The organism is Mycobacterium sp. (assembly GCF_049683935.1).
Classification (GTDB): Bacteria; Actinomycetota; Actinomycetes; order Mycobacteriales; family Mycobacteriaceae; genus Mycobacterium.
The window spans coordinates 23,299-29,651 of sequence record NZ_JBAUJR010000034.1 but is presented as its reverse complement, the minus strand read 5'-3'; the positions used below and the strand labels follow the sequence as shown (position 1 = coordinate 29,651).

Annotated in this window: 6 protein-coding genes; all 6 read right to left on the bottom strand. The window is 64.8% G+C overall.

Translation table 11 applies throughout. The features are described from left to right. The coding region (locus WA965_RS02105) for an SHOCT domain-containing protein (protein ID WP_526446991.1) at window positions 1-684 on the bottom strand (684 nt) is incomplete at its 3' end. Window positions 685-717: 33 nt separating this feature from the next. Continuing rightward, window positions 718-1,563: a cutinase family protein gene (locus tag WA965_RS02100; RefSeq protein ID WP_526446989.1), complete on the bottom strand. Its 846-nt coding sequence runs from the start codon at window positions 1,561-1,563 to the stop codon at window positions 718-720. Window positions 1,564-1,713: 150 nt separating this feature from the next. Further along, on the bottom strand, window positions 1,714-2,904 hold the full coding sequence (tuf, locus tag WA965_RS02095; protein WP_526299146.1) for an elongation factor Tu: 1,191 nt from the start codon (window positions 2,902-2,904) through the stop codon (window positions 1,714-1,716). A 170-nt stretch (window positions 2,905-3,074) separates the two neighbouring features. Then, a complete protein-coding gene (gene fusA / locus WA965_RS02090; protein ID WP_526299144.1) occupies window positions 3,075-5,177 on the bottom strand; it encodes an elongation factor G in 2,103 nt (700 codons plus the stop codon). A 76-nt stretch (window positions 5,178-5,253) separates the two neighbouring features. Further along, window positions 5,254-5,724, bottom strand: coding sequence for a 30S ribosomal protein S7 (gene rpsG / locus WA965_RS02085; protein WP_057166992.1), 471 nt, complete (start codon window positions 5,722-5,724; stop codon window positions 5,254-5,256). Then, a complete protein-coding gene (gene rpsL, locus WA965_RS02080; protein WP_011558401.1) occupies window positions 5,724-6,098 on the bottom strand; it encodes a 30S ribosomal protein S12 in 375 nt (124 codons plus the stop codon). Before rpsL ends, rpsG begins: the two co-directional genes overlap by 1 nt. Between the last annotated feature and the right edge of the window lie 255 nt (window positions 6,099-6,353).

Sequence of the window (6,353 nt, the reverse complement as noted above, 5' to 3'; positions counted from 1 at the left end):
CACCGGCGGGGGCGCCGCCTGCTGCGCGGCCGCGTGCCGCACGATGGTCTGCACCTGTTGGCGGGCAACAGGATTCGACCGGAGGTCCACCATGTCGTCCATGGCGATGTGGTTCGCCTTGAGCACTTGGAGGATCTCCATCAGCGGCTCGGCCTGGCCGCTGAGGTCGTAGGTCCGGCCGTCCTCGGCCACGCTGAACGTGGCGGGCATCAGACCGCTCACCAAAGCGCTTCGCTGCCAATCGATCTGATAGTCGTGGGTCACCGGGTCGACCAGGGCGACGAGCTTACGGCTGGTGATCATCGGCAGCCGGGACACCGACGCAACCACCTGGTCCTGGGTCGAGAACGGGGTGATGCCGGGCCCGGACACCTGGAGGTCGAGCTTGACGAGGGGCTGATCGTTGATCCGGGTGTTGGTTTCGTGGATACCGATCACCTGCGCCAGAGCCAGCACGCCAGAGGACTCCAGCGCCTCGGTCTCGGCCGCCTTCTTCGAGCGGAAACCGGTGATGGCCAGCGCGATCAGGACGTCGACCGCGGTGATCAACAGACCCGTCCAGAACATCCAGCTCAGCAGCGGGTCCGCGCCGGCAGCGAAGTAGATGACCAGGAAGATCGGGCCGACGATGCCGCACAGCAGGACAAAGAGCTGGACACGCACGTATTGCCAGAACGTGGACATGGTCAGATTATGACCACCGCGGCCCGATCAGGCTCAGGATCCGGCGTTGACCTCGATCTGGTTGGCGACCGGGTTCTGGATCTGCACCGGCTCGACCAGCTGGTAGAGGGGCAATGTCCAGGAGTCCAGCGCGCCCGCGCTGCGCGCATAGCTGGTATGCACGGCCACCGCCGCCGGGTTCATCGTGTCCTCGGCGTCGGGGTCGTAGTCGCACACCGCGTCACCGAGATCGCACACGCTGATCGTCCGGCTACCCATGGTCACCGGGAGCGGTGCGGGTGCGTGGGCGAGAATCGGCCAGTCCTGGGCGACGCCCTTGCCGGCGCCCGCGACAGTCGTCGCCGATCCCAGGTTGATCGTCGGATCCAGCGGCAGCCGGTCGCCGTCGGCGATCAGCAGCGCCGCGGCCAGCTGCGGGTTCGCGTCCAGAGCATGCAGATTGCGGTGCACCACCATGGCGCCCTGCGAGTAACCGGCCAGCACCACCTGGGACGCCGGGCACTGGGTGACGAACGTGTGGTACTGCGCAGCCAGCGCTGCGGCACCGGTGTCGACACTGCCCATGAAGTCGGCCCAGTCCAGGATGCCGCCGTCCTCGGGGACCTCGACCGCCGGGTACTCGACCGCTTCGGCGGTGATGGTGCGACCGTCCTGCTGCACCAGTTGCGCGAAGTCGCGGTAGGACTTGTGGACGACCCGGCCCATGCCGCCGTCGCCGGCAAGAGCCCCGGCGCGCTCACCGGAACCGGCGGCGCCGATCCAGTGGACGTCAGGGCAGGCGGGCTGCGCGGACGCGGGCCCGGCCAGGCCGACCAGAGCAGCGCCACCCAAGACGGCGGCGCTTGCGAGTGCGGTGATGGAATTGCTTCGCTTCAACAAATGTCCTCTTACTTGATCCCCCGGCCAACCCCTCGACAGCCGTCGAGAGATACATCGGGCTGTGCTGTGCATGCGTTACAGCACGCTCGCAGAAACGAAAGTGGCGCCCACCCTTTCGGGTGAGCGCCACTGACGTTGGCTGGAGCTAGATCACTTGTTGATCTTGGTGACCCGGCCGGCGCCGACGGTACGGCCGCCCTCGCGGATGGCGAAGCGCAGACCCTCGTCCATGGCGACGGGCTGGATCAGCTTGACGGAGATGTCGGTGTTGTCACCGGGCATCACCATCTCGGTGCCCTCGGGGAGGGTCACGACGCCGGTCACGTCCGTGGTGCGGAAGTAGAACTGCGGACGGTAGTTGTTGAAGAACGGCGTGTGACGGCCGCCCTCGTCCTTGGACAGGATGTACACCTGGCCCTCGAACTCGGTGTGCGGGGTGGTGGTGCCCGGCTTGATGACGACCTGGCCGCGCTCCACGTCCTCGCGCTTGATGCCGCGCAGCAGCAGACCGACGTTGTCGCCGGCCTGACCCTGGTCGAGCAGCTTGCGGAACATCTCCACACCGGTGACCGTGGTCTTGGTGCTGGTCGGCTTGATACCGACGATCTCGACTTCCTCGTTCACGTTGACCACGCCGCGCTCGACACGACCGGTGACCACGGTGCCGCGGCCGGTGATCGTGAAGACGTCCTCGACGGGCATCAGGAACGGGCGATCGGTGTCGCGCACCGGATCCGGGATCGACTCGTCGACCGCGTCCATCAGATCTTCGACGGACTTGACCCACTTCTCGTCACCCTCGAGCGCCTTGAGCGCCGAGACGCGCACGACCGGGGCCTCCTCGTCGAAGTCCTGGGCGGCCAGCAGTTCGCGGACCTCCAGTTCGACGAGCTCGATGAGCTCCTCGTCGTCGACGGCGTCGGCCTTGTTCAGCGCGACCAGGATGTAGGGCACGCCGACCTGACGCGCCAGCAGCACGTGCTCGCGGGTCTGGGGCATGGGGCCGTCAGTGGCGGCGACCACCAGGATTGCGCCGTCCATCTGGGCGGCACCGGTGATCATGTTCTTGATGTAGTCAGCGTGACCGGGGGCGTCGACGTGCGCGTAGTGACGCTTCTCGGTCTGGTACTCCACGTGGGAGATGTTGATCGTGATACCGCGCTGACGCTCCTCAGGCGCATTGTCGATCTGGTCGAATGCGCGCGATTCGTTCAACGCGGGGTACTTGTCGTGCAGAACCTTGGTGATTGCTGCAGTCAGCGTGGTCTTGCCGTGGTCAACGTGACCGATGGTCCCGATGTTGACGTGCGGCTTCGTCCGCTCGAACTTCGCCTTCGCCACTGTGGTGTCCTCCTGGACTGTGTTGGTGCTTCTTCTAAAGCAGTGTTGATGTTTTCAGTTGTGTGGTCCCGCCGGACGACGGGGTCCGGTTTACTGACCCGTCGCCTTCGCGCCGTCGATTGCTCGACTCCGGCTCAGCTCCGAGCCTCGGGCCTGGCGGCCCTCGATTCTCACTGACCCGTCGCCTTCGCGATGATCTCCTTCGACACGGCCGCCGGAACTTCAGCGTACGAATCGAAAACCATGGAGTAGTTCGCCCGGCCCTGGGTCTTCGACCGCAGGTCTCCGACGTAGCCGAACATCTCCGACAACGGCACATGCGCCTTGACGACGCGAGCACCGCTGCGCTCCTCCATGGCCTGGATCTGACCACGGCGGGAGTTCAGGTCACCGATCACTTCACCCATGTAATCCTCGGGTGTGGTGACCTCGACGGCCATCACTGGCTCCAGGATGACCGGCTGTGCCTGTGCGGCAGCCTTTTTCATGACCTGGGAGCCGGCGACCTTGAAGGCCATTTCCGACGAGTCCACCTCGTGGTAGGCGCCGTCGAGCAACGTCAGCTTGACGTTCACCAACGGGTAGCCGGCCAGCACGCCGTACTGCATGGCGTCCTGCGCACCGGCATCCACCGACGGGATGTACTCGCGCGGGATGCGGCCACCGGTGACCTTGTTCTCGAACTCGTAGGTCGCGCCATCTTCGCCGGAGAACGGCTCGATGCTGACCAGCACCTTCGCGAACTGGCCGGAGCCACCCGTCTGCTTCTTGTGGGTGAACTCGACCTTCTCGACCGTGCGCTTGATGGTCTCCTTGTAGGCCACCTGCGGCTTGCCGACGTTGGCCTCGACCTTGAACTCGCGGCGCATCCGGTCCACCAGGATGTCCAGGTGCAGCTCGCCCATACCGCCGATGACGGTCTGGCCGGTCTCCTGGTCCAGGTGCACCTTGAAGGTCGGATCCTCTTCGGCCAGCTTCTGGATCGAGAGGCTCAGCTTCTCCTGGTCGCTCTTGGTCTTGGGCTCGATGGCCACCTCGATCACCGGATCGGGGAACGTCATCGACTCCAGCACGACCTGCTGGTTCGGGTCCGACAACGTATCGCCGGTGGTGGTGTCCTTGAGCCCGATGACGGCGTAGATGTGGCCGGCCGATGCGGTCTCCACCGGGTTCTCTTTGTTGGAGTGCATCTGGAACAGCTTGCCCAGGCGCTCCTTCTTGCCCTTGGTCGCGTTGACGACCTGCGAGCCGGAGTCGACCTTGCCCGAGTACACCCGGACGTAGGTGAGCTTGCCGAAGAACGGGTGCGTCGCGACCTTGAACGCCAGCGCCGAGAACGGCTCTTCGGTCGAGGGCCTGCGGGTGACCAGCTCGTCTTCCTTGCCCGGGACGTGGCCCGTGACGGATTCGACGTCCAGCGGCGAGGGCAGGTAGTCGATCACCGCGTCGAGCATGGGCTGCACGCCCTTGTTCTTGAACGCGCTGCCGCACAGCACCAGGTACGCCTCGGAGTTGATGGTGAGCTTGCGCAGCGCACCCTTGATCTCCTCGATCGACAGCTGCTCGCCGCCGAAGTACTTCTCCAGCAGCGACTCGTCGGTCTCGGCGACCGCTTCGAGCAGCTTGGTGCGGTACTCGTCGGCCTTGTCCTGCAGTTCGGCCGGGATGTCGATGGTCTCGTAGGTCTCACCGAGCTTGGTCTCGCCGCGCCAGACCTTGGCCTTCATCTCGACCAGGTCGACGATGCCCTCGAACTCGCCTTCCGAGCCGATCGGGAGCTGGATCGGGATGACGTTGGCGCCCAGGCGTTCTTCCATGGTGCGCACCGAGAAGTAGAAGTCCGCGCCGATCTTGTCCATCTTGTTGACGAAACAGATGCGGGGAACGTCGTACTTGTCGGCTTGGCGCCACACCTGCTCGGACTGCGGCTCGACGCCCTCCTTGCCGTCGAAGACGGCAACGGCACCATCGAGAACCCGCAGCGAACGCTCCACCTCGACGGTGAAGTCGACGTGCCCGGGGGTGTCGATGATGTTGATCTGGTTGTCGTTCCAGAAGCAGGTGGTCGCAGCGGAGGTGATGGTGATGCCCCGCTCCTGCTCCTGCTCCATCCAGTCCATCGTGGCGGCGCCGTCGTGCACCTCACCGATCTTGTAGCTGATACCGGTGTAGTAGAGGATGCGCTCGGTCGTCGTCGTCTTACCGGCATCGATGTGCGCCATGATGCCGATGTTGCGGACCTTGGTCAGGTCAGTCAGCACGTCCTGTGCCACGGCTAGATTCCCACTCTTTCGCTTGCTCGGTTGCTGTCTTCAGAACGCCTGCGGTCACACCGCAGCAGGCGTGAAATCACCAGCGGTAGTGTGCGAAGGCTCGGTTCGCCTCGGCCATCTTGTGGGTGTCCTCACGTCGCTTGACGGCGGCACCCAGGCCATTGCTCGCGTCGAGGATCTCGTTGGCGAGCCGCTCGACCATGGTCTTCTCGCGACGTGCCTTCGAGAAGCTGACCAGCCAGCGCAGCGCCAGCGTGGTCGAACGCTCCGGACGCACCTCGACGGGCACCTGGTAGGTCGCGCCACCGACACGGCGGCTACGAACCTCGAGGGCCGGCTTGACGTTGTCCAGAGCGCGCTTGAGGGTGACGACCGGATCGGTGCCGGTCTTGTCGCGAGCCTGCTCGAGCGCACCATAAACAATGCGTTCGGCCAGCGATTTCTTCCCGTCGAGCAGAACCTTGTTCACCAGCTGGGTGACCAGTTGCGACCCGTAGACCGGGTCGTTCACCAACGGCCGCTTCGGCGCGGGCCCCTTGCGCGGCATTAGCTCTTCTCCTTCTTGGCGCCGTAACGGCTGCGTGCTTGCTTGCGGTTCTTGACGCCCTGGGTGTCAAGCGAACCGCGGATGATCTTGTAGCGCACACCGGGGAGGTCCTTCACACGACCGCCGCGCACCAGCACCATCGAGTGCTCCTGCAGGTTGTGGCCTTCGCCCGGGATGTAGGCGGTGACCTCGACCTGGCTGGTCAGCTTCACGCGCGCGACCTTACGAAGCGCGGAGTTCGGCTTCTTCGGGGTCGTGGTGTACACGCGAGTGCACACGCCGCGGCGCTGCGGGCTCCCCTTGAGGGCCGCCGTCTTCACCTTGGCGATCTTGTCGCGGCGACCCTTGCGGACCAGCTGGTTGATGGTTGGCATGTACCGGCTTCCTGTGTAGCTCGTCGTTGTGACGTGTCGTTCTGTCGTACTTCTGAAGTTCTCTTGTCCTGCAGTTTTGCCCCGCCGGGTCACCCCGGGGCCGGGCGTGTCGCATGCGGCCGCCGAGGAAAATACCGAGGCTATGCCTGCATTTCCAAACCATGGCGGACATGCGAAGTTGCCCGGCGTGCAGGCATGCTCGTGGCTCGCAAGAACCACAAGCGCCTTATCTGCCAGGCACGATCGTCCACGATA